This is a genomic window from Amycolatopsis albidoflavus, from assembly GCF_039525725.1.
GTDB lineage: Bacteria > Actinomycetota > Actinomycetes > Mycobacteriales > Pseudonocardiaceae > Amycolatopsis > Amycolatopsis albidoflava.
Genome location: NZ_BAAAHV010000012.1, coordinates 731,264 through 754,524, shown reverse-complemented (window position 1 = coordinate 754,524; position 23,261 = coordinate 731,264). Strand labels below are relative to the sequence as shown.

Genomic DNA, 23,261 nt, shown 5'->3' with positions numbered 1-23,261 from the left:
ACGCATGATTTTGATCGTCCTCAAAGCACAGATCCGGCCCGAGAAGCGAACCGAATGGCTGGAAGGCATCGAGCGCTACACCGCGCAGGTGCGGAGCGAACCGGGCAATGTGTCGTTCGACTATTACCAGAACGGCGGCGACGAGAACGAATTCGTGATGGTCGAGGTCTTCGCCGACAGCGCCGCCGGGGACGCGCACGTCGCGACCGCGCACGCGCAGGAGTTCTTCCCGTTCATGTCGACGGTCGTGGCGAAGAAGCCCGAGATCAATTACCAGAACCTCGACGGCGCGGCCTGGTCGGAAATGGCCGAGGTCACGCCGGTCGACTAGCAGCAGCGCGGGTTGAGGGACGGCCGGTCGCGGCCGGCCGTCCCTTCACCGCTGGTGCACGATCCGCCCGTCGAGCACCGTGGTCGTGACGTGCACGTCGCCGAAGTTCTCCGGGCGGGTCTGTTCGAGGTCGGCGTCCAGCACCACGACATCGCCCAGCTTGCCCGGTGTCAGCGAGCCGATCCGGTCCTCCATGCCGAGCGTGTACGCCGCGTCGAGCGTGTGCGCGCGCAGTGCCTCGTGCAGCGAAATCGCTTGTTCCGCACCGATGTCCGCGCCTTCGCGGGTCCGCCGGAGCATCGCGTTCGCGATCGTGTGCAGCGGTTTGAACGACGAGACGAACGAATCGCTGGACAACGCGGGCCGCAGCCCCGCGTCGAGTTCCTCGCGGACCGGCTGGAGGCGGTGTGCGCGGTCGCCCAGGCGGCGCAGGAAGTCTCCGCCGCTGTCGTGCAGGAAGTTCGGCTGGTTCACCGGGATCACGCCCAGCCCGGCGAACCGGCGGACGTGCTCGCGGGTCGGGTAGCCGCAGTGTTCGATGCGGGGGCGGAAGTCGTCGCCGTACGCGCGGGAACCCGCTTCGAGCGCCCGCAGCGTGTTCTCCATCGCCAGGTCGCCCTGCGTGTGGACGGCGACCCGCCACCCGGCGCGGGCGGCGCGTTCGACGAGCGCGGTGAGGTCGTCGGCGGGCCAGTAGAGGCTGCCGGTGAATTCGCCGTGTTCGCCGTAGGGTTCGCTGAACACCGCGGTGCCGCCGATGAGCGTGCCGTCGGAGTAGAACTTCATCGCGCCGAGGCTCAGCCAGTCGTCGCCGAACGGGTCGCCGAGGCCGACCGCGGCGAGGGCGTCGAGCTGGTGCGACAGCGGCATCGCGACCGTCCGCACCGGAAGCCGTCCGGCCGCGCGGGCCGCCCGGTACACGCGCAGTTCCCGCGCCGACACCTGCGGGTCGGCGATGGTCGTCAACCCGGCTTCGACGTAGTGCCTGCCCGCGTCGCCGAGCCAGCCGGACAGCTGTTCGAACGGCAGGTCGGTGTGGAAATTCGGGCCGTGGCAGCCGATTTCGACCGCGACCGGCAACAGCAGCTGCATCGCGGAGTCGAGGACCATTCCGGTCAGCCGCCCGGCCGCGTCGCGGAGGAACTGCCCGCCCGCCGGGTCGGCGACGTCGCTGCCGATGCCCCGCCATTGCAGCGCCGCGGAGTTGACGACGGCGTGGTGGCCGGACACGTGGTAGACGATCACCGGATGCTCGGTCGTCGCTTCGTCGAGCCGCTGCCGGGTCGGGCGGCCCTCCGGATATTTCGCGTCGTCCATGCCGAACGCGCGGATCCATTGTCCGGCCGGCGTGCGAGCGGCGGCCTTGGCGACCATCTCGACCAGATCATCCACAGTGGACACTGCGGGGTAGCTCGCGTCTTCCGCGGCGAGGGATTCCGCGGTGGACAGCAGGTGGTTGTGCGGGTCCACGAAACCGGGCAGCACCGTCGCGCCGCGCGCGTCCACGCGTTCGGCCTCCGGGGCGGCCTGCGCGACCGCCGCCGCGCCGAGTGCGGCGACGCGGCCGTCGCGGACGAGCACCGCGTCGGCACCGGCTAGGTTCGGGTCCATAGTCAGGACGCGGGCGCTGTGGATCAGGACGTCAGCCACGGGCGATCTCCGTTCGGTGGGGCTGGGGGACGTCGTCGGACAGCTGCGGCGCATTGCGCAGGCAGGCGATGCTGACCAGGCACATCACGACGAGCAGGACGATCACCGGCGCGACGCCGCCGAACCCGGCGACGAGCGCGGTGCAGGCCAAGGGCGAGAACCCGCCGAAGACGGCGCCGGCGACCTGGTAGGACAGCGAGATGCTGGTGTAGCGGGCACGGGCGGGGAACATCTGCGCGAGGATCGCCGCGATCGGCCCGTAGGTGGCGGCCATGACGAGCCGCATCAGCGACAGGGTCAGGAAAATCAGCCCGGTGCTGCCGCTGCCCATCACGAGGAACTGCGGCGCGGCCAGCACCGCGACGCCGATCAGCCCGGCGATCACCACGCGCCGTCCGCCGACGCGGTCGCCGAGCCAGGCGACGCCGACGGTCGCGACGAGTTCCACGAAAGACGCGATGCTCAGCCCGGTCAGCACGAGTTCCTCGCTCACGTGCAGATCGGTCGTGGAGTAGCCGAGCAGGAACGTGGTGACGATGTAGTAGCCGCCCACGGCCACCGGCAGCGCGCCGATCCCGCGCAGGATCTGCCGCCACGACGTGCGCAGCGCGAGCCGCACCGGCAGTTCGGCGACCGGTTCCGCCTGCTTGAACACCGGCGATTCCTCGACCTTCAGCCGGATCACCAGCCCGACGATCACGAGCACCGCCGACAGCAGGAACGGCACCCGCCAGCCGCCCGCGGCGAGCGCCCCGTCGCCCTGTCCGGCGAGCAGGCCGAACAGCCCGGACGCGAGCAGCGCCCCGGCCGGGTTTCCGAGCTGCGCGAACGAACCGTAGAACGTCTTGCGCCCGGCGGGCGCGTGCTCGACGGCCATCAGCACCGCGCCGCCCCATTCGCCGCCGACCGCGAGCCCTTGGGCGAACCGCAGCACGACGAGCAGCAGCGGCGCGAGCACCCCGGCGGTGGCGTAGGTGGGCAGCAGGCCGGTGGCGAACGTCGCGATCCCCATGATCAGCAACGTCGTGACGAGCGCGGCCTTGCGCCCGACACGGTCGCCGAAATGCCCGAACACGATGCCGCCGAGCGGACGGGCGAGGAAGCCGACCGCGTAGGTCGCGAACGACGCCATGAGCCCGACCAGCGGACTGGTGCCTTCGGGGAAGAAGAGCTTCCCGAACACGAGGCTCGCGGCGGTCGAATAGGCGTAGAAGTCGTACCACTCGATGGTGGTGCCGACGAACGCCGCGGCGGCCGCGCGGCGGGCGCTCGAGACGGATGCGGTCATGGGGGCTCCCACTGCTCCGGGGGATCGGTTCGGGCAACGCTAACCGCGGGAGCGGCCGGAACCCGCTGTACGATGTGTCCTTCGCCGAAGATCGTTTTGTGCGAACCGCACTGGGAGGCAGGCTGTGCTGACCGTGGCCGGCGTGCTCCGGTTCGAAGGGCTTGAGCTGGGCTTGCTCGCCGGGCGGGCCGGGCTGGGCCGCGATGTGTCCTGGGCGCACGCGATCGAAGTCGCCGACCCGGTCCCGTGGCTGCGCGGCGGCGAGCTGGTGCTGACGATCGGGCTTGGGCTGCCGGCGGACGAACCGGGACGGCGGGCGTACGTGCGGCGGCTGGCCGAGGCGGGCGCGGCCGGGCTGGGATTCGCCGCGGAGGTGCTCGACGCGTTGCCACCGGAGGTGCTCGAAGAAGCCGAGGCGTGCGGGTTGCCGGTGGTGGGCGTGCTGGGAACGACGCCGTTCATCGCGGTCAGCCAAGCCGTCGCGCGCTGGCACGCGGAGGCGACGCTGCGCGCGGAACGGCACGCGATCGCGGTGCAGGAGGCGATCGCGCGGGCGGCGCTGCGCTCCGGCGACCGCGGGATCCTGGCCGAACTGGCGAAGGGCGTCGACGGGGAGGCGCTGCTGCTGGACGTCGAGGGCAGGCCGCGCGCGGCGCATCCGGCGGGGGAGCGCTCCTGGCACGGCCGGGCGCGTGACCTGGTCGCCGCGATGGCCGGACCGGGGCAGGCCGCGGGCGCGGAGGAGCACGAGGGCCGGTATTTGGTCGTGCACAGCATCGGCCTGTCCGGACATCCGCGCGGCTGGCTCGCGCTCGACTGCCCGGCGGGCGATCCGGCGCACCAGCGGCTGCTGGTCAGCCACGCGGCGGTGCTGCTGGGCATGACCTTGCTGGGCATCCGCGCGCTCCGCCGCACTTTGCACGAACAGCGGGCGCGGCTGCTGCCCTCGATCGCGGAACCGGACGCGTCGCTGATGCCGGAGCCTCCGTTCGAGGTCGCGGTTTTCGCGATGGCGCTCGACGATCCGCTCGCCGCGGTGCTCGACGCGATCGCCGACGTGGCCGGGAAACCGACCAGGACCGGCTCCTGCTGACCCCGCGCCCCGGCGGTCTCGCGGCGGTGCTGCCCGCGGCGGCCGGGCTGGGCGCACGGATCCGGGCCAGGGCCGCGGAATTGGCCGGCGTCCCCGTCGGCTGCGGCGCGAGCCGGGCTTCGGACGTCGCGGGAATCCCGGCGGCGATCGCGCGAGCCGCCGGCGTCGTGCCCGCCGATTCGTCCTATGTGGACGCTGACGAGACGTCGTCGTGGGGTCTGCTGCGGGAGGCGTTGCGCCCGGCGGCGCTGGCCCCGTTCACCGCCGCGGTGCTCGGGCCGTTGCGCGAACACGACCGCCGCACCGGCGGCGAGCTGGTGCCGACGCTGCGCTGCTACCTCGACGCGGACGGCAATCTGGAAACCACCGCGCGGGAGCTGGGCGTGCATCGGAACACGGTGCGGACCCGGCTGCGGACCGCGGAACGGGTTTCGCAGCGGCGGCTCGACCGGCCGCGGGATCGGCTGGAACTGTGGCTGGCGTTGTCCGCGGAAGACCTCTGACTGAGCGAGTTACGTTCCCCGCTGAGTCGACTCCCGCAAGCGCAGCTCCGGCGCGAGAAACACCGGCCCCTCGGGCGTCTCGGCCCCGGACAGCCGCGCCAGCATCAACTCCACCGCCTGCTCGGCCAGCGCTTCGTGGGTCAGGTCCATCGCGGTGATCGGCGGGGCGCTCGTGCGGGCATGTTCGCTGTCAGTCAGGGCGGCGAGCAGCAGGTCGTCCGGAATACGCAGGCCTTGCGCGGCAGCGGCTTCGGCGATCAGCGGGGCGAAATCGCTGGTCGCGACGACGATCGCGTCCGGCCGGTCCGGGCCGGAAAGCAGGGGCTGCACCAGTTCGGGCACATCGCGCGGGGTCAGGCCTTCGCTGAGCAAGGCGGTCCGCGCCGGCAGCCCGCGTCGTTCGCACCACGCCAGATAGGTTTCGCGCGGCCGCCGGTTCCAGGCGTTGTCCTCGGTGCCGGACAGCAGAAGCACGTCGCGTGCGCCCTGGTCGTAGAGGTGCTCCAGCAGCGCCTCGACCACCGGCGGGTAGTCCAGCCGCACCGCCCACGGCAGGTCCGGCTGTTCCGGGTCCTCCTCGACGGTCACCACGGGCAGGCCCCGGCCGAGCAGTTCGGCGAGCGCGGTGTCGCCGCCGTAGGGGTGGGCCACGATGCAGCCGTCCATCGGCACGCTCGCGACCGCGGGGTCGTGCAGGTCGGGCACGTGGATGAGCCCGGTCTTGTGCCGCAGCATCTCGGTCGCGATCGACCCGACGAGCCGGTTGAACGTCTCGGCGCGGTCGGGCGTGCCGGCCACCGCGTAGCGCGGCCGGAGGATGAGCCCGACCAGCCCGGACCGGCCGGTGCGCAGCGAGCGGGCGTTCGGGTTCGGGTCGTAGCCCAGCTCGGCGGCGGCCTCGCGCACCCGCGCCTTCGTCGCCGCCGAAATGGGCCTGCGGCCGGAAAGCGCGTGCGAAACCGTGCTGATCGAGACCCCGGCGCGCTCGGCGACCTCCCGGATCGTCACCGGCCGTTTGCCGCTCGCCGTGTCCACTCCTCGTACCCCTTCGCCCTGCCTCCGGACGGCCCAGTATCGCCCACCGGCCGGCGGAGGAGGGCTTGACACCGCACCGGCGCGCGGGTTTGATGCCGCGAAAGCTCATCAAAACGTTTTGATGATGATAGGAGGCGCCATGGCCGCCCCGCACGAGCCCGCCCCGCCCACCTCCGCCGCCGCGCCGACAGTCGGCGACGTCTGCACCGGCATGCGGCTGACCCGACGGCATTGGCTGGCCGGCTCGGTGCTGTTCTTCGCGTTCGTCGTCGAGGCCTGGGAACAGGTCGGGCTGGTCTACGTCTCGAACGGGATCGCGGACGAATTCGGCGTGGACAACACGAAACTCGGCTGGGCGCTGTCCGCGGTCGCGTTCGGCATGGTGCCCGGCGCGCTGCTGTGGGGCGGGCTGATCGACCGGCTCGGCCGCCGCCGCGTCACGGTCGCGAGCCTGCTGATTTACGCGGTGCTCGCGCTGGCCGCGGGCCTGTCGCCGGCGTTCTGGCCGTTCGTCGTGCTGCGGTTCCTCTCCGGCGTCGCGTTCGGCGGGGTCTACGCGGTCACGTTCCCGTATTTTCTCGAACTGCTGCCCACCGCCCGGCGCGGCCAAGGCGCCGTGGCGCTCAGCATCGGGTTTCCGATCGGCACGCTGCTGTGCATCGGTGTGAGCCAGTCGCTCGGGATGATCAGCTGGCGCGCCGTCGCCGTGGTCGCCGCGCTGGCCGGGCTGTGGGCATTCGCCGTGCTGCGCTGGGTCCCTGAGTCGCCTTACTGGCTTGCGCGGCGCGGTCGGCACGCGGAAGCTGCCACTGTGCTTCGTGGTCTTGGCGCGGAAATTCCTTCTGACACCACGTTTTCCGTCGAGGACGCCGACCGCAAGGCAGGCGCGGTGCGGAACCTGTTCCGGTCGCCGGTGCGGCGGCGGTTCCTGCCGCTGCTGCTCACGTCGTTCACGTTCAGCTGGGGCTATTGGGGTTTGCAGACCTGGCTGCCCGTGCTGTTGCAGAACCGGGGGCTGAGCGTGTCCGGAGCGCTGTGGTTCGTCGCGGTGACCCAGGTCGTGTCCGTCCCCGGCTACCTGCTCGCCGCGTGGCTGACCCGCCGCCACGGCCGCAAGCGGATCTTCCTGCTGTTCGTGCTCGCTTCGGCGATCGGCGGCGTGCTGTTCGGTCTCGCGACCGGTTCGACCCAGCTGTACGCGGGCAACCTGATCCTCGCGTTCTTCTCGCTCGGCGCCTGGGGCATCTGGAACACCTGGTCGGCCGAGGTGCTGCCGACCGGGCTGCGCGGCGTCGGCTACTCGTGGTCCACCTCGGCGATCCTGCTGGCCAACACCGTTTCGGTGCCGGTGATCGGCGCGATGATGGACCACGGCGTCGCGTCCTCGCTGACTGTCGCGTCGATCGTCGCCTTCCTCGTCGTCGCGCTTCTCGCCGTCCTTCCGCTGCCCGAGACCGAGGGCCGCGCGCTCACCTGATTTCCCTTACCGGACAAGGAGTTCCCATGACCTACCGGGTCGCCATGGACATCGGCGGCACCTTCACCGACGTGGTCGTCCACGACGGCGCGACGCAGCGGCTGCGCGCGGGCAAGGTGCTCACCACCCCCGACGACCTCGCGCGCGGCGTTTTCGGCGCGCTCGAAGGATTCGACCTGCCGTTCGCCGAGATCGAGTTCTTCGTGCACGGCACCACGCAGGGCCTGAACGCGCTGCTCGAACGGCGCGGCGCGAAGGTGCTGATCCTCACCACGCGGGGGATCGGCGACGTCTACCGGATCGCGCGCGGCAACCGGAACCGGCTGTTCGACCTGCACTACCGCAAGCCCGAGCCGCTCGTCGGGCCGGAAGCGGTCGCGGAGGTCGCCGGACGACTCGACGCCACCGGCGCGGAACTCGAACCGCTCGACGAGGACGCGGTGCGGCTGGTCGCGAAACGCGTGCGCGAAGAGGGTTTCGAGGCCGTCGCGGTGTGTTTCCTGTTCTCCTACCTGGATTCCGGGCACGAACGCCGGGCGGGAGAGATCTTGCGGGACGAGCTTGGCGACGACGCGCTGGTCGTGCTGTCGCACGAGGTCGCGCCGGAATGGCGGGAGTACGAGCGGACGTCGACCGCGGTACTCGAGGCCTACACCGGCCCGTCCGTGCACCGCTACCTCGACCGCATCGAAGCGCGGTTCACGGAGAAGGGCCTGCACGTCCCGGTGCACGTCATGCAGTCTTCCGGCGGTCTGGTCAACGCCGGATTTGCGCGGCGGCATCCGTTGCAGACGCTGCTGTCGGGCCCGGTCGGCGGCACGATGGGCGGCGTCGCGGCGGCGAAGCTGCTCGGCCGTCCCGACCTGATCTGCATCGATATGGGCGGGACCTCGTTCGACGTCTCGCTGGTGATGGACTACGCCGCCGACGTGTCACCGGACGGCGAGGCGGAGGGATTCCCGCTGCTGATGCCGTTGGTCAACCTGCACACGGTCGGCGCGGGCGGCGGTTCGCTCGCCTACGCCGAGGGCGACGCGCTGCGTGTCGGCCCCGAATCGGCGGGCGCGGTGCCCGGCCCGGCTTGCTACGGCCGCGGCGGTACGCAGGCGACGGTCACCGACGCGAACTGCGTGCTCGGCCGCGTCGATCCCGAGTCGTTCGCCGGCGGGGGCATGCCGCTCGACCTCGACGCCGCGCGGACGGCCGTCTCGACGTTGGCGCAGCAGCTCAGCATGGATCCGGTCGAGCTGGCGTCCGGCATTTGCGACGTCGGCAATGCCAAGATGGCACAGGCGATCCGCACCCTGACCGTCGAGCACGGCCGCGAGCCGGGCCAGTTCGCGCTGCTCGCGTTCGGCGGCGCGGGACCGATGCACGCGGCGTTCATCGCACAGGAAATCGGCATCACCGAGGTGATCGTGCCGCGGTTCCCGGGCGCGTTCTCGGCGTGGGGCATGCTCGAAGCCGACGTCCGCCGGGACTTCACCATGCAGTTCTTCGCCAACGGAGCCGAACTCGACACCCGTGCCCTGCGCGCGGCGCTCGATTCGCTGCGCGATCAGGCGCTGGAAGCGTTGCGGGAACAGGGAATCGCCGAGGACCGCCAGTCGGTGACCCATGGCGTCGACATGCGGTACGAGAGTCAGGACTACACCCTGACCGTGCCGATCCTGGACTCCGATCCCGTCGACAGTCCTGATTTCCTGCCAGCCGTCGAGGCCCGTTTCGCCGAAATCCACCACCAGCGCTACGGGCACGCCACCCCCGGCGCGCCGGTGCAGTTCGTCGCACTCCGCACCACCGGCCACGGCGTCGTCGACCGCGCGGCAGCTTCTGCCGAGGCGATTGTCGAACGACCCGAGCCTGTTGTCCGCGAAGTCGTTTTCGCCGGACAGGCCGTGCCCACCACGATCGTGGCGCGCGCCTCGCTCGCCCCCGGCAGCCGGTTGTCCGGACCCGCGATCGTGCACGAGGAAACCGCCACCACGGTCGTCCCGCCGGACGCCGAACTCGCCGTCGACGACCACGGCTTCCTGGTAGTCACCCTCGCGGCCGCCGGCCACCTGCAGGAGGAGCACGCGTGAGCATCAGCCCCGTCACCACCGAAATCATCCGCTCGGCGCTGATCCAGGCGGCCGAGGACATGAACATGACCCTGATCCGGTCGTCCTACACGCCGACGATCTACGAGGGCAAAGACTGCGCCGTCGCGCTGCTGGACCGTCGCCATCGCGTCCTCGGCCAGTCGTCCGGGCTGCCGATTTTCCTGGGGAACCTGGAGATCTGCACGAGCCACACCGAGGACCTGTTCGGCGCGGACGTCTGGCGGCCGGGCGACGTCTGGGTGCTCAACGATTCCTACGTCGGCGGCACGCACCTCAACGACTGCACGGTGTACGCGCCGATTTTCGTCGGCGACGAACTGGTCGGTTTCGCGGCTTCGCGCGCGCATTGGATCGACATGGGTTCCAAGGATCCCGGCGGTTCGATGGATTCCACGAACATCTACCAGGAAGGCCTCCGGATGGGGCCGACGCGGATCGTCGCCGGCGGGGTCGAATGCGCCGACATCCTGCGGCTGATCGAGACGAACGTGCGGTTCCCGTACGTGACCCTCGGCGACATGCGGGCGCAGATCGCCTGCGCCCGGATGGGCGTGCGGCGGCTCGGCGAGCTGTTCGCCCGCTACGGCGCGGAAACCGTCGACGCCGCGCGCGAGCAGATCTTCGCCCAGACCGAACGGCTCGAACGCGAACGCATCGCGGCGATCCCGGACGGCGAGTACGAGGCGACCGGGCATCTGGACAACGACGCGATCGACCCGGACACGCCGCTGAAGGTGCGCGTGCGAGTGGTCGTCGAGGGCGAGTCGATGACGATCGACCTCACCGACTGTGCCGACCAGGCCACCGGTCCGGTGAACTGCGGCCGCTCCCAAGCGATTTCGGCGGCGCGGGTCGGCTACAAGCTGCTGATCTCGCCGCAGGTGAGCCTCAACGGCGGTTCGTTCGCGCCGCTGGACGTTCAGGTCCGCGACGGGTCGATGCTCGGCGCGCGGGAGCCTGCGGCCTGCCAGTACTACTACTCCAGCCTCGGCATGCTCATCGATCTCGTCGTGGCCGCCCTCGCGCCCGCGATGCCGGACCGGGTCGCCGCGGCCAGCTACGGCGATTCGATGATCGTGCAGTTCGCCGGTGATCATCCGCGGACGGGGGAGCCGTTCGTGACCCTGGAGGCGACCGTCGGCGGCTGGGGCGCCTGGGAAGGCGGCGACGGGGAGACGGCGCTGATCAACAACGTCAACGGGTCGCTGCGGGACCTGCCGGTCGAGGTCGTGGAGACGCTGTATCCGGTGCGGGTGAACGAATACCGCGTCCGCGCGGGCTCGGGAGGCGCGGGCCGGTGGCGCGGGGGCGACGGGGTGGTCCGGGAGTATGTGATGGAGGCGGACCAGGATCTGTCGCTGTGGTGGGAACGCTCGGTGACGCCGGCCTGGGGGCTCTTCGGCGGGTCGGCCGGGGCGCCGCCGCGGGTGGTGTTGAACCCCGGGACGCCGCAGGCGCGGGAGATGTTGAAGGTGAACAGCCTTCGGGTGCGCCGGGGGGATGTGCTGCGGTGCGAGTCCGGCGGGGGAGGGGGCTACGGGACTCCTGCTGGGGCGTAACGGAAGTCGGCGCGTCGTCGGGCTTCCGTCGGGCTTCCGCGAGGCGACTGTCTACTGTGGAGCTTGAGCGAGCAGCCCGACTTCGCGCAGGTGATCGAAGATGACCTGGTCGACCGGGGAGACCCGGCCCCGGTCGGCGTAGGTCAGCCAGACGATTTCCGCGATCTCGCTGCTGGGCGCGAGGGTGCCGCGGTAGTCGGCGGTGTAGCAGGTCATCCGGACCGCGACGCCCGCGGCGTGTCCGTGGGCTTGGGCCTGGAAGGTGCCGAAATGCCGGGCACTCTCGGGCGCGATGGCGACGGCGAGTTCCTCGTCGATCTCGCGGACGAGCGTCTGGAGATCGGTCTCGCCGGGTTCGCGTTTGCCGCCGGGGAGGTAGTAGACGTCCTTGCCGCGGGAACGGGTGCTGAGGACCCGGCCCTTGTCGAACGTGATCCAGGCGATCTTGTCGATGACGGTCAACGGGGTTCCTTCCAGGCTTGCGTCGGGTGAAGGTAGCTCGCGCGGGGTGGCGGCTCAACTCGATATGCTGGCAGCACAATGGAATCGACCGGATCTTCCCGTCGCTCGCTGGTTTTCCTTGACATCGACGGAACGCTGCTGCCGTTCGGTCCTGCCCCGGGCCGCGAACCGCTCGGGCCGGGTCCGCTGCTGGATCGGCTCGATCCGCAGTGCGGGATCCGGCTCGCCGCGCTGCCTGCTGAATTGGTGTGGGCCACGACGTGGGAGGACGAAGCCAACACCGAGATCGCGTCGCGGCTCGGCTTGCCGTCGCTGCCGGTCGTGCGCTGGCCGGAGCCCTCGGCGGCGGAGGAACGCGAAGACCGGTGGTTCGGTGTGCACTGGAAGATCCGGACACTGGTCGAATGGGCGGACGGACGTCCCTTCGTCTGGGTCGACGACGAGATCACCGAGGGAGATCGGGAGTGGGTGCGGGCCCGCCATCCTGGTCGTGCACTGCTGCACCGCGTCGCTCCGCATCGCGGTCTCGTCGAGGAGGATTTCGTGGTCATCGGCGAGTGTCTGCGGTCATTCTGAAACCTCGTGCTCCGCCAACGCCCGACGGCACAAGGAATCAGCCCGCCGAGTCGTCTCCGGCAGCCGGTATTTCCGTGCCAACGCCAGCGTCGCGTCGCTGGCCGCGGCCAAGCCGATCCGGTGGCCGGCCGAAACGAAGACCGGCTTGACCCCAGCCTGCGTGCGCAGGGCGCGGCCGACGATCTCCGCGCCGTCGAGCAGCGGGGACCAATCGCCGCGTGCTGGGCCGGGTTGGTCGTGTGTGAAGGTGAACGGCGTCTTGGCGACTCCGGCGGTGCGGAGTCCGGTCAGGACTCCGAGGTGGCTGGCCAGACCGAGACGGCGCGGGTGTGCGAGGCCGTAACCGTCGCAGAGGACCAGGTCTGGGCGGTGGCGGAGTGCGGACAGGGCGTCCAGGACCGGCGGGAGTTCGCGGAAGGCCAGCAAGCCGGGCACGTATGGAAAGCTGACCGGTCCCACCGCGGTCGTTTCTTCCACGGTCTCGAGAGAGGTGAAGTCGACGACCACGGCGGCCGCGACGACCACGTCTCGTTCGTCGTCATAAGCGACGTCGACGCCCGCGACCAACGCGCCGTCGGCAAGCGCCGGGCCGGTCGGGTCGACCAGGGCGCGCAGACGGTGTTGTTCGGCAAGAGCGTCGGCCTCGGTGGAGGGCCAGGCGGGCATGCAGTTCCTCGCGGAGTGGCAGGACGAGCGGGTCCTGCGGCACGATCGGTTACGGGCGAAAGGTCGGCGCTGACCCTATCAGGCTCAAAAGTGTGACTGTAATTAAAAGCTAATCGTTAGTGCCATGGTACGGCAACGGCCACCGCGAGGAGAGAGAAACCCATGCCCGGTACGGACCGAAGCTCCGACCGTCGTCCAGCGATTCCGGGGCGGCGGCGACTGCTGGCCGGGCTGCTTTCGGCTGCCGCGGTGCTGGCGGTGGGCTGCGGTCAGCCGGAAGCCGTGGCGAAACCTCCGGCGCGGAATGCGGAAGCGCCGCTCGCGCTGGTCTACAACGGACCGCAAGGGTGCGCGGAATGCGGGCCAGCGGTGGCTGATCTGCTGCGCCGGGCGCCGCAGCATTACCGGATCGAGTACGTCGGGCCGGGCACCGGGAAGCCGCTCACCGCGGCGGTGCTGGCGGAGGCGCAGTTGTACGTCCAGCCGGGCGGCGGTCAGGATCTCGACCGGACCTGGCAGGACCTTGACGATTCCGCCGACGCGCTCCGCGCCTGGGTCCGGAACGGCGGCAGCTACCTCGGCCTGTGCTTCGGCGGGTATCTCGCGGGCCGCGATCCGGGGTTCGGCCTGCTGCCCGGCGACACTCACGGGTACGCGGGTTCTCCCGGCTCCACGGTTCCGGACGAGCGCGACACCGTCATCGAGGTCAGTTGGCGCGGGAAGCCGCGGCACATGTATTTCCAGGACGGGCCGGCCTTCCGGCTGGACGAGGGCTCCAACGCGACGGTGCTGGCGACCTACACCAACGGGGCGCCCGCGGTAGCCGTCACCCCGTACGGCAAGGGACGGGTGGGCGTCAGCGGGCCGCATCCGGAAGCCGACGCCTCCTGGTACGACGAGAAGGGGCTTGCCAATCCCGACGGCGTCCAGATGGACCTGGCTTACGAGCTGATCCAGGCGACCGTCTCGCGGTAACGGAAATACCCGCGCGCGAATGTTTTTCGCGGCCGGGCAATTCCGGGTGAACTCAAGCGGGTGACTTGTGCGCCCCGCCGCGCTTTCGAGTTGTCGGCCGGGGTGCGCGTTGATTCGATGCGATCATGGTGCGCTGGGCGGGTGGGAGCGGGAAAGCGGTCCGGCGGTTAGCCGTGCAGGTTCTCGTGACGGCGGTCGCCGTATCGGGCGTGGTCGTCGGCGGTGCGGCTCCCGCGTCAGCGCAGACGTGGCCGGTGGAAGGAGAGCAGAGTCCGTCCGCATTCGACTGCGACCATCTTTATTACAGCAATTTCCGCTCGGGCATGCAGTTCCGCACCGACGCCGCCGGGGACGCCGAGATCCAGAACACGGTGATCAGCAAACGGGCCGGCGGCGGCCTGCCGGATTACTGGTCGACCAATATGGCGCTCGGCAAGGATCCCGACACCGGCCGTCCGGCGGCGTTCTATTCCAGTTACACGAGCGCGAACCGGAAGCTGTACAAACACGTTTCCGGAACGGACCGGGCCACCGACGAGATCGCGGCCGGCCAGACCCGCGACCTGCCCGCCGGGGTGAACTGGGGCGGCATCACCGCGGACCCGAACACCGGGATGCTCTTCGGCGCGCAGAACGGCGGCGCGCCGAAGCTGTTCGGGATGAACCTGGCGACCGGCGCGACGACCGTCTGGACCAGGGGCTCGAACCTCACGCCGGTCCCGTCGAACGATCCGGTTTTCCTCGGCGGATCGCTGGTGCCCGACCTGTTCGTGGACGCCGACGGCGGCGCGTACTACGGGATTTCCTACGGCGGTTCGACCTACGTGTACCGGCTTGACCCGGCGACCGGGACCACGACCCAGGCGGTGCACGTCGTCGGGCCGGGGTCGAGCAACGGGTTCAACAACTACGGAATGGCCTACTTCCACGGTTCGATCTACCTGGGCTACTACGGCGGCGCACTGTACAAAGTGGACCCGAAAACCGGCGCCTCGACGCTCGTGCCCGGCGGCAACGCCCAGGACAACCAGGTCGGCCGGATCACGTCCGAATCCGGCGGCTCCTGGCCGATCACCGACCTGGCCAGCTGCTCGATCGCGCCGAACCTGACCTCCCGGCTCGTCGTGCGCAAGACCGCCAGCGAGCAGTCGGCGAAGGCGGGGGACACCGTGCGGTACACGGTGACGATCGCCAACGAGGGCGACGCTCCCGCCCCGGCGGCGAGGCTGACCGACGACCTGAGCGCAGTCCTCGACGACGCCGCGTACAACAACGACGCGGCCACCACGACCGGCGGCGCGCCGACCCCGACCCAGCCGGCCTACGCCGGCAGCAAGCTGACCTGGACGGGCGCGATCGCGCCGGGCGACACCGTCACGATGACTTACTCGGTGACCGTCGGAAAACCGCCCGGCGGGGACAAAAAGCTGACCAACGTCGTGACGGTCCCGGAAAGCAACTGTGCTGAACCGTCGAAGGATCCGGCGTGTTCGACGGTCGTGCCGATCGCCACTTTGATGATCGCGAAGCACGCGTCGCCCGCCAAGCCGAGCCCAGGGAGCGTCGTCTCGTACACGGTCACTGTGACCAACGACGGCCAGGCTGATTGGCCAGCAGCGCAGGTCACCGACGATCTGACCGACGTCCTCGACGACGCCACCTACAACAACGACGCGCGCGCCACCGGATCCGGCACGATTACCTACGACCCAGGCCGCGCGCTGCACTGGACCGGCGACGTCGCGGCGGGTGCCACGGTCACCATCACGTACACGGTGACGGTCGCCGACCCGCCGCGCGGAAACCGCCGGCTGACCAACCGGGTAGCCGGCCCGGACGGTTCGAACTGTGGCACGGACCCGTCGTGCACCACGGACGAACCGATTTCCGGCTTGGTGATCCGGAAATCGGCCTCGCCCGCCACCGCGAAGCCGGGCGACACCGTCACGTATACGATCACCGCCGAGAACATCGGCGGCGCGGCGGCGTCCGCGGTCACTCTGACCGACGATCTCACCGGCGTGATCGACGACGCCGCCTACAACAACAATGCCGCCGCCACCCTCGGCGGCACTCCCGCGCCGACCCAGCCGGGATACGACCCGAACACCGCGAAACTGACCTGGACCGGCGACGTTCCCGCCGCCCAGACTGTCACCATCCGCTACACGGTCACCGTGCACTCGCCGCCGCGCGGGGACCACAAACTGCGCAACACCGTGACCGGCCCGGAAGGATCGAACTGCCCGCCGAAAAGCACGGACTGTGCGACTGAAACCCCGATCGGCGCACTCGAAATCAAGAAAACCGCGGACAAGACGGACGCGAAACCCGGCGAGCGCGTCAGTTACACCGTGAGCGTGCGGAACACCGGCGAGGCCGGCTATCCCGGAGCGTCGTTCACCGATGATCTCTCCGGCGTGCTCGACGACGCGACGTGGAACAACGACGCGACGGCCACCTCGGGTATCACCTCCTTCGCGGCCTCGCGATTGCACTGGACCGGCGACGTCCCGGCTGGTGCAACGGTGACCGTGCGCTATTCCGTCACTGTCGGCAGCCCGCCCGGTGGCGACAAACGGCTGCGCAACCTCGTCACCGGACCCGACGGTTCGACGTGCCCGCCCGGCAATACCGACCCGAACTGCGGCACTGACACTGGCATCGGCGCCCTCGAGTTGTCGAAGACCGCGTCACCCGCGACGGCTCAGCCCGGCGACAAGGTGACCTACACGGTGACCGCGCGAAACCCAGGCACCGCAACCTATCGAGGTGCGCGGTTCACTGACGACCTGAGCCGCGTCCTGGACGACGCGACCTACAACCAGGACGCCAGCGCCAGCTCGGGCAGTGTCACCTACGCCGAACCCACTTTGACGTGGACCGCCGACCTGCCTGCTGGTGCGACCGCGACCATCACCTATTCGGTCACCGTCACGCACGCCGGCGACAGCGAACTCCGCAACGCGATCACCGGTCCGCCCGACTCCAACTGCCCGCCCGGCAACACGGAACCGGACTGCGGGACGGTGACCCCGGTCGCTCGGCTGCACGTCAAGAAGAGCGTGAGCCCGTCGAACCCACGGCCTGGCGACACGGTGACGTATACGGTCCTGGTCGCGAACGATGGCAAGGCTGGCTACCGCGGTGCGACCGTCGCGGATGATCTGACTGGTGTTCTTGATGATGCGAGTTATAACAACGATGTTCGGGCGACGAGTGGCACGACTGCTTATGCCGCACCGAAACTGACGTGGAGCGGCGACGTTGAGGCGGGTGCGACGGTGACGATCACCTACACCGTCACCGTGCACAACCCGCCCACCGGGGACAAGAAGTTGGTCAACGCGGTGACCGGTGGCGATTGTCCGCCGGGTGGGCATGATCCGGATTGCGGGACGGTGACGCCGTTGCCTGCGCTGCACGTCAAGAAAACCGCGGCCCCGTCGAACCCACGGCCTGGCGACACCGTGACGTATACGGTCCTGGTTGCCAACGACGGCGAGGCCGCTTACCGCGGTGCGACCGCCGTGGATGATCTGAGTGGTGTTCTTGATGACGCGAGTTATAACAATGACGTTCGCGCGACTAGCGGCACAACTGCTTATGCCGCACCAAAACTGACGTGGAGCGGCGATGTCGAGGCGGGTGCGACGGTGACGATCACGTACACCGTGACCGTGCACAACCCGCCGACCGGCGACAAGAAGTTGGTCAACGCGGTGACCGGCGGCGATTGTCCGCCGGGCGGTCACGATCCGGACTGTGGGACGGTCACACCGTTGCCCGCGCTGAAGATCACGAAGACCGCGACCCCAGCCGAGATCAAGACCGGCGATCGGGTCAGCTACACGATCACCGTCGAGAACGTTGGCGAGGCTGATTACCGGGCGGCGTCGATCACGGACAATCTCGCGGGCGTCCTCGACGACGCGACCTACGACAACGACGCCAAAGCGGACACCGGCACGGTCGCCGTCGCGCCGCCGAACCTGACCTGGACCGGTGATCTGGCCAAGGGCGCCACCGCGAAAATCACCTACTCCGTCATCGTCACCAACGCCGGCGACCACCGGCTCGTCAACACCGTCACCGGAAACGGGTCGAACTGCCCGGAGGGCTCGACCGACCCGGACTGTCGCGTCGTGCTGCCGAAGCCGCACCTGCGGATCACCAAAACCGCCGACCCCGCGATCGCTGAACCGGGCGGGAAGGTCACCTACACCGTCACCGTGCGCAATACCGGCGAGGCGCCGCAACCGCACGCACAGTTCACCGACAACCTGTCCGGAGTCCTGGACGATGCCGCCTACAACGGAGACGCCGCGGCGACCGCTGGAACCGTCCGCTACCAAACCCCGCGTCTGCAGTGGACCGGACCCGTCGAGGCGGGTGCGCAGGTCGTCATCCGGTATTCGGTCACCGTCGGAGAGCCGCCGCGGGGCGACAAGATCCTGCGCAACGCGGTCACGAGTCCGGACGACACGAACTGCCTGACTCGAGACCCGGCTTGCGGCACGGAAACTCCGGTGCGAGCCATGACCATCACCAAGCGAGCAGGCGTGGCGACGGCGAAACCGGGGGAGAAGGTCACCTACACCGTCGGTATCGCCAACACCGGCTCCACCGCCTATCCGGACGCGGCGTTCGTCGACGATCTCTCCGACGTTCTGGACGACGCCGCCTACAACCAGGACGCCAAGGCCACCAGCGGAACCGTCGACGAGAGCGGCTCACGGCTGACCTGGCACGGGACGCTCGCGGTCGGCCAGACCGTCACGGTCACGTATTCGATCACAGTCAAACCCGAGGCCGCTGCCGGGAGCCATCTGCGCAACGTGGTGGTCTCCGCTAACCCGGGAACCAGTTGCGTCACCGGAGCCGAGCCTGGTTGTTCCACCGACACTCCGGTGAAACCGCCGGCTCCGGGGATTCCGCCGACCGGTCCGCCGGGGACACCGCTGCTGGCCTCGACCGGCACACCGTTGTGGGATCTCTTGTCCGGCTCGCTGTTCAGCTTGCTCACCGGCTTCGCGCTGCTGGTTGCCACCCGGCGGCGCAGGCAACGAGGCTGAAAATCGTTGGCGGGCCGCCGAAGAAGGAGGCAGGGTTCCCGGACGTGACGATCTTCGTGGTGACCGGAATCCAAGCGGCGGGCAAGTCGACGGTGGCGCAGGCGCTCGCCGAGCGGTTGCCGAAATCCGTGCACGTCCGCGGGGACGCGTTCCGGCGGATGGTGGTCAACGGCCGGGTCGAAATGGGCCCGGCCGACCCGCCCGCCGAGGCGATCCGGCAGCTTCGGCTCCGGCACGCGCTCGCGGCACAGGCCGCGGACGGGTACGCCGACGCCGGGTTCACCGTGGTGCTGCAGGACATCGTGCTCGGCGAACACCTGACGGAAATGGTCGACGCGCTTCGCACGCGGCCCTGTTATGTCGTGGTTCTCGCGCCCAGCGCCGCGGTGGTGGAGCAGCGCGACGCGGCTCGGCAGGCGGCGCGGGGGAAGATCGCGTACCAGCCGGGCGACACGGGCATCGCCGGGCTGGACGCGTACCTCCGCGAGGAGACCCCGCATGTCGGGCTGTGGCTGGACACCTCTGAGCTGACCGTCGAGGAGACTGTCGACGAGATTCTCGCCCGGGCCGAGGCTGAAGCGGTGGTCTGACCGGCGTCAGTTCGGCGGTTGCTGCGGGCCTTCGCCCGGGTGGGGCTGAGGTGGCTCGGGCTGGGAGTAACCAGGCTGTTCCGGCTGGGGGTAGCCGGGCTGCTGCTGGAAGTAGCCGGACTGCTGACCGGGCTCCGGCGCGGGGTAACCGGGCTGCGGCTGACCAGGCTGAGGCTGACCCGGTTGAACAGGCTGACCCGGCTGCGGATAACCAGGCTGCGCGTAGCCGGTCTGCGGATACCCGGGCTGGCCGTAACCGGTCTGCGGAGCGATCCCGGGCTGCCCGCCCATCGGGTACCCGCCCGGCGCGAAGCCGGGCTGCGGCGCGCGGCCGCCCTTCGCGACCGCGAGCACGACGAGCAGCCACGACAGCACCTCGAGAAGGCTGAGCGGGATGCCCACGGCCAGGAAGATCGTCGACATCTCGTCGCTGCTCAGGTGATCGGACGCCATCCAGGACGCCACGTTCGTCAGCATGAGCTGCCAGGCGATGTTCAGCGCCGTGGTGACGAGCATGACCGCGAAGGCGGCCACCATCAGCCCGGAGCCGCCGCGCGAGCGCCGCCCGATCGAGAGGATCAGGCCGAACAGCCCCACGATCAGCAGCAACGCCTGCGGGAGGATCTGGAGGATCGTGCTGGTGAAGGTCGTCATACCTGCTCTCCGCTCAAGGAACGTCGGGCAGATCCTAGGGGGCGGCCCCGGCCGGCGTGGCCGGTTCGCCGAAGATGCCGGTCTCGAAACGGCTTCAACTTCGGTGCGCGCCGCGGTATCCGGCGAACCGCTCGTCGACCTCCCCGGCGGTCAGGCCGAAGTCGGCGAGATCGTAGCGGTGCTTCGGTTTCGCGTCCCCGGTGCGGCTCCGCTCGTGCAACTTGGTCATCGCTTCGCGCGCCTGCGGGGCGAGGTCGAGGCCGAAGTGCTGGTAGACGCCCTCGACGGTGCCGATCGGATCCGCGACGAAGTCCTCGTACCGGACGTCGCAGAACTGTGCGGGGTTGTGCCGGGCGCGAGCGGCGGCGAACTGTTCCGCGCCGCGCGCCCACAGATCGAGCTGACTGCGTCCGACGACCTCGCCGCGGAAAGTGTCCGACCAGCCTTCCGAAGCCTGCTCGGTGAGGCTGCACACTGACGCGATGATGGTGCTGGGCGCGCGATGAGTCTGCACGACCAGCGCGTCGGGGTAGACCTCCATCAGCGCGTCGAGCGCGAACAGGTGGCTCGGGTTCTTGAGCACCCAGCGCCGTCCGGCGTCGGGGAGGCCGATGAGCTGGAGGTTGCGCCGGTGCCTGCGGTAGGCGTCGGTCCAGTCCTGTCCGTCGAGCCAGCGCGAATAGCCGGGCACGTGCGCGAGGCATTCGTACGAAACGGATTTCAGCGACTGCCGCAGCAGTTGCCAGCATTCCTCGACCTGGTCCGCCGACATGTGGTGCAGGCCCATGAACTCGGGATGCTCGACGTGGTGCTGCTCGTAGCCGGCCTGAATCGCTTGGAACACCGGGTTTTCCGCCCAGGTTTCGCGCGGCGGGCGCGGCTGCGGCATTTCGGTCAGCCACACTTCGAGACCTTGGTGGGCCGGGTCTTCGGTCAGCAGCCGGTGCAGCGCGGTCGTCCCGGTGCGCGGCAGTCCGGTGACGAAGATCGGCCGCTCGATCGGTACGTCGGCGTACTGCGGATTCTGCTTCCACGAAGCTTCGCTCAGCAGCCGTGCGACCAGCGCGCCGCGCAGGAAAGCACGGTGGACTTTGTTGCCGTACGGCGTCAAATCCGCTTCGCCGGCATAGGAATCGAGCAGCACGCGCAGGCCTTCGAGGTACTCGTCGCCGCCGAAATCGTCGAGGCCGGTGAGCTTCGTGGCGGACGCGTGGAGGTCTTCGACCGTGCCGACGCTGTCTCGTCCTGGACGCATGATCTTCCCCTCAGTGATGGTATTCGCCGGCGTTCACGTCGAGGCATTGCCCGGTGACGCAGCGGGCCAGCGCGGACGCGAGGAACACGACGGTGTCGGCGATCTCGTCCGGTTCCGGGAGGCGGCGCAGGTCGATCGTCTCCGCCGTTTCCTGGTACACCTGCTCCGCGGGCACGCCGCGTTCCTTGGCCAGGTAAGCGAAATACCACTTGAGCGAATCCGCCCAGATGTAGCCCGGGGCGACGGAATTGACCCGGATTCCGCGCGGCCCGAGTTCCGACGCCAGGCTCTGCGCGAGCGCCAGCAAACTCGCCTTGGCCATTTTGTACGCGCCGAAGGTGCGCCGCGAATGCCGCAGCACGGCCGAGTTGATCATCACGACCGAACCGGCGCTCTCGGCCAGCGCGGCGGTGCAGAGCCGGGTCAGCCGGAGCGCGGCGAGCACGTTGGTTTCGAAACCGGCGCGGACGGCGTCGAGGTCGACTTCGGCGAGATCGGTGATCGGCGGAATGGCGAAAGCGTTGTTCACCAAGGTATCCACCCGGCCGAACTCGCTCAACGCGGTTTCGACGAGCTTGGTCGCCGAGGCGTCGTCGGTGATGTCGGTGGGCACCGAGACGGCGCGCCTGCCGAGCGCTTCGACCTCGGCTTTGACTTCGGCGAGCCGGGATTCGGTGCGGGCCGCGAGGACGACGTCGGCGCCGGCCGCGGCAGACCGCAACGCGATCGAGCGGCCAAGGCCCGGGCCGATTCCGGACACGAGAACGACTTTGCCGGCAAGGAGGTCCATGAATTCAGCCCAGCATCCTGGCCGCGATCGCGGCCTGTCGCGCGGCGGTCCGCTCTGCCCATTCCTCAGGGGTTACGCGGGCCTCCTTGTGGAAGGGCAGCCGGTCGGCGAGTTCGCCGAACTTCACGACCTCGACCTCCGGACCGTCCTCGGTGGTCAGTTCCCGGGAAAGCCGCTGCCAGCGGATCTGGACGTAGCCGCGGTCGTGCCCGGTGCGTTCGAGCCAGTTCGCGACGCCGGGGTCGCGTTCGCTGATGACGAACCGCATCTTGCCGTCCGGGTCGACGCGGGCCTGGTCGGCGGTGAGGCTGGTCTGGTGGTTGAGGTAGTCCAGCGAGATGTACCACGGGCTGCCGAGCTGGATGCCCTGGTACGGCGCGTCCGATCGGGGCACGGTGACGATCATGACCTCGTCGTCGGCGAGTTCGTAATGCCCGGCCGAGGAGTACTGGGTGGGCAGGCCGCCGGGCGTGCTGCGCGGTTCGGTCATCGTGTTCACCGGCAGGTTCAGGTAGAACCACTTGGGGAAGGCGAGGAACGTCCGGATCCGGCTGAGCAGGATCTTTCCGGTGACGCCGTAGCGTTTCTCCATCGCGGTGCGCGACAGCGCCGGCGGTGCCTGACCGGTGGTGTCCGCGCAGCGGAGCTGGATCGTGCCGCGCTGCTCGGTCGCCCAGTCGCTGTAGACCTCGCGCACGACGAGCATGGACGAGCCGGGACCGAGCACGAAGTAACCGGGCTCGGGGTCGCGTTTCGCCGGGCCGAAGCGGATCTCGAAGGAGCCGTCGGCGGCGATCGGGATGTCGCGGTCGTCGAACGCGGTCATGCTGTCGGGCACCTCGACCGGCGTGTAGTCGCCGTTGAGGATCTGGAAGCTCAGGTCGGCGGTGGTGCCGCGGGTGCCGGTGACGACGTACTCGCGGTCCTCGCGGATGTTCGCGTTGAAGTACAGGGTGTCCGGGTTGTCGAGGCCCATTTTCGTGTACGGGCCGGTGGACAGGGTGAAGTACGGGAAGTCGCGGTCGTAGGCCCAGGCCGTCTGGACCGAGGCCCGGATGCTGCCCGCGAGGTAGTCGTAACCCTCGACCAGGTCCTGTTCGGTCCGGACGTGCGGCGCCTCGGCGATGATCTTTTCGGCTTCGGCGATCGCGCCGGCGAGCGGTTCGGTCAGCACCGG

At 69.6% G+C, this 23,261-nt stretch carries 19 protein-coding genes; 10 read left to right on the top strand and 9 right to left on the bottom strand.

All coding sequences use genetic code 11. The features are described from left to right. Positions 1–4: 4 nt before the first annotated feature. Entirely contained in the window at positions 5–331 is a 327-nt protein-coding gene (locus tag ABD156_RS21720; protein ID WP_344276446.1) for a putative quinol monooxygenase, read from the top strand. A 45-nt stretch (positions 332–376) separates the two neighbouring features. Here ABD156_RS21720 and ABD156_RS21715 read toward each other — a convergent pair whose 3' ends face one another. Together ABD156_RS21715 and ABD156_RS21710 are read right to left on the bottom strand one after the other, a co-directional pair. Then, complete coding sequence (locus ABD156_RS21715; RefSeq protein ID WP_344276443.1) at positions 377–1,981, bottom strand: amidohydrolase; 1,605 nt, start codon at positions 1,979–1,981, stop codon at positions 377–379. Then, complete coding sequence (locus ABD156_RS21710) at positions 1,974–3,269, bottom strand: MFS transporter (protein ID WP_344276440.1); 1,296 nt, start codon at positions 3,267–3,269, stop codon at positions 1,974–1,976. The genes ABD156_RS21715 and ABD156_RS21710 overlap by 8 nt, the downstream gene beginning before the upstream one ends. A 124-nt stretch (positions 3,270–3,393) precedes the next feature. Here ABD156_RS21710 and ABD156_RS21705 point away from each other — a divergent pair, with 124 nt between their 5' ends. Further along, complete coding sequence (locus ABD156_RS21705) at positions 3,394–4,362, top strand: PucR family transcriptional regulator ligand-binding domain-containing protein (protein WP_344276437.1); 969 nt, start codon at positions 3,394–3,396, stop codon at positions 4,360–4,362. A gap of 26 nt (positions 4,363–4,388) precedes the next feature. Beyond that, the gene (locus ABD156_RS21700) at positions 4,389–4,865 is read left to right on the top strand and encodes a PucR family transcriptional regulator (protein ID WP_344276434.1); all 477 of its coding nucleotides are present in this window, start codon (positions 4,389–4,391) and stop codon (positions 4,863–4,865) included. Between the two features lie 9 nt (positions 4,866–4,874). On the opposite strand, the gene ABD156_RS21695 is transcribed toward ABD156_RS21700, so the two are convergent. Further along, entirely contained in the window at positions 4,875–5,900 is a 1,026-nt protein-coding gene (locus ABD156_RS21695; protein ID WP_344276431.1) for a LacI family DNA-binding transcriptional regulator, read from the bottom strand. Positions 5,901–6,039: 139 nt separating this feature from the next. On the opposite strand from ABD156_RS21695, the gene ABD156_RS21690 reads away from it, so the two are divergent. Genes ABD156_RS21690 through ABD156_RS21680 form a run of 3 tightly spaced genes read left to right on the top strand, consistent with a single transcriptional unit; the run spans position 6,040 to position 11,041 of the window. Continuing rightward, entirely contained in the window at positions 6,040–7,377 is a 1,338-nt protein-coding gene (locus ABD156_RS21690; protein ID WP_344276428.1) for an MFS transporter, read from the top strand. Positions 7,378–7,403: 26 nt separating this feature from the next. Continuing rightward, entirely contained in the window at positions 7,404–9,461 is a 2,058-nt protein-coding gene (locus ABD156_RS21685) for a hydantoinase/oxoprolinase family protein (RefSeq protein WP_344276425.1), read from the top strand. Further along, positions 9,458–11,041 (top strand): hydantoinase B/oxoprolinase family protein, encoded by a 1,584-nt coding sequence (locus ABD156_RS21680; RefSeq protein WP_344276422.1) that lies wholly within the window; start codon positions 9,458–9,460, stop codon positions 11,039–11,041. The genes ABD156_RS21685 and ABD156_RS21680 overlap by 4 nt, the downstream gene beginning before the upstream one ends. Positions 11,042–11,092: 51 nt before the next feature. Here the strand turns inward: ABD156_RS21680 and ABD156_RS21675 are convergent, their stop codons facing one another. Next, on the bottom strand, positions 11,093–11,503 hold the full coding sequence (locus ABD156_RS21675; protein ID WP_344276419.1) for an NUDIX hydrolase: 411 nt from the start codon (positions 11,501–11,503) through the stop codon (positions 11,093–11,095). Between the two features lie 78 nt (positions 11,504–11,581). On the opposite strand from ABD156_RS21675, the gene ABD156_RS21670 reads away from it, so the two are divergent. Continuing rightward, positions 11,582–12,079: an HAD domain-containing protein gene (locus ABD156_RS21670; protein WP_344276416.1), complete on the top strand. Its 498-nt coding sequence runs from the start codon at positions 11,582–11,584 to the stop codon at positions 12,077–12,079. Here the strand turns inward: ABD156_RS21670 and ABD156_RS21665 are convergent. Further along, the gene (locus ABD156_RS21665) at positions 12,071–12,745 is read right to left on the bottom strand and encodes an endonuclease V (protein WP_344276412.1); all 675 of its coding nucleotides are present in this window, start codon (positions 12,743–12,745) and stop codon (positions 12,071–12,073) included. The genes ABD156_RS21670 and ABD156_RS21665 overlap by 9 nt on opposite strands. Positions 12,746–12,907: 162 nt before the next feature. Between ABD156_RS21665 and ABD156_RS21660 the strand changes: the two genes are divergently transcribed. The 3 genes from ABD156_RS21660 to ABD156_RS21650 all read left to right on the top strand — a co-directional run bounded on the left by ABD156_RS21660 (position 12,908) and on the right by ABD156_RS21650 (position 19,385). Then, on the top strand, positions 12,908–13,720 hold the full coding sequence (locus ABD156_RS21660; RefSeq protein ID WP_344276408.1) for a BPL-N domain-containing protein: 813 nt from the start codon (positions 12,908–12,910) through the stop codon (positions 13,718–13,720). Positions 13,721–13,845: 125 nt separating this feature from the next. Then, entirely contained in the window at positions 13,846–18,795 is a 4,950-nt protein-coding gene (locus ABD156_RS21655; RefSeq protein ID WP_344276405.1) for a DUF7927 domain-containing protein, read from the top strand. 44 nt (positions 18,796–18,839) lie between these two features. Next, positions 18,840–19,385 carry an AAA family ATPase gene (locus tag ABD156_RS21650; protein WP_344276402.1) on the top strand — a complete coding sequence of 182 codons (546 nt, stop codon included), beginning with the start codon at positions 18,840–18,842 and terminating at the stop codon, positions 19,383–19,385. Positions 19,386–19,391: 6 nt separating this feature from the next. Here ABD156_RS21650 and ABD156_RS21645 read toward each other — a convergent pair whose 3' ends face one another. The 4 genes from ABD156_RS21645 to ABD156_RS21630 all read right to left on the bottom strand — a co-directional run bounded on the left by ABD156_RS21645 (position 19,392) and on the right by ABD156_RS21630 (position 23,258). Further along, positions 19,392–20,039, bottom strand: coding sequence for a hypothetical protein (locus tag ABD156_RS21645; RefSeq protein ID WP_344276399.1), 648 nt, complete (start codon positions 20,037–20,039; stop codon positions 19,392–19,394). Between the two features lie 94 nt (positions 20,040–20,133). Further along, positions 20,134–21,294: a sulfotransferase family protein gene (locus ABD156_RS21640; RefSeq protein WP_344276396.1), complete on the bottom strand. Its 1,161-nt coding sequence runs from the start codon at positions 21,292–21,294 to the stop codon at positions 20,134–20,136. A 10-nt stretch (positions 21,295–21,304) separates the two neighbouring features. Then, positions 21,305–22,084 carry an SDR family oxidoreductase gene (locus ABD156_RS21635; RefSeq protein ID WP_344276393.1) on the bottom strand — a complete coding sequence of 260 codons (780 nt, stop codon included), beginning with the start codon at positions 22,082–22,084 and terminating at the stop codon, positions 21,305–21,307. Between the two features lie 4 nt (positions 22,085–22,088). Further along, positions 22,089–23,258 carry a hypothetical protein gene (locus ABD156_RS21630; protein ID WP_344276390.1) on the bottom strand — a complete coding sequence of 390 codons (1,170 nt, stop codon included), beginning with the start codon at positions 23,256–23,258 and terminating at the stop codon, positions 22,089–22,091. Between the last annotated feature and the right edge of the window lie 3 nt (positions 23,259–23,261).